This window comes from Micromonospora sp. URMC 106, assembly GCF_051386395.1.
GTDB lineage: Bacteria > Actinomycetota > Actinomycetes > Mycobacteriales > Micromonosporaceae > Micromonospora.
On the sequence record NZ_JBPQTP010000255.1, the window covers coordinates 1 to 414 of the forward strand.

Below are 414 nucleotides of genomic sequence, written 5' to 3' on the forward strand. Positions count from 1 at the left end.
ACCGGGCGGCGGAACGGGTCAGCCGTTGAGCCACCGGTCGATGCACTGGAGCAGGTCGGCGGCGTCCACCGGCTTGGTGACGTAGTCGCTGGCGCCGGAGGAGATGCTCTTCTCCCGGTCGCCGTGCATCGCCTTCGCCGTCACCGCGATGATCGGCAGGTTCGCGTAGCGGGGCATGGCGCGGATCGCGGCGGTGGCCGCGTAGCCGTCCATCTCCGGCATCATCACGTCCATCAGCACGAGGTCGATGTCGTCGTGCCGCATCAGCGTCTCGATGCCCTGCCGCCCGTTCTCGGCGTACACGACGTCGAGCCCGTGCAGCTCCAGGATGTTGGTGAGCGCGAAGACGTTGCGCGCGTCGTCGTCCACCACCAGCACCTTGCGGCCGGTCAGGTCGCTCGGCAGCGCGTCGGC

General features: G+C 69.3%; 1 protein-coding gene. It reads right to left on the reverse strand.

Annotated features, from left to right (window positions below; all coding sequences use genetic code 11):
- Positions 1 to 18 precede the first annotated feature (18 nt).
- Positions 19 to 414 (reverse strand): response regulator (locus ACSNOB_RS32010; protein WP_436691182.1); only part of this gene is annotated, 396 nt, incomplete at its 5' end.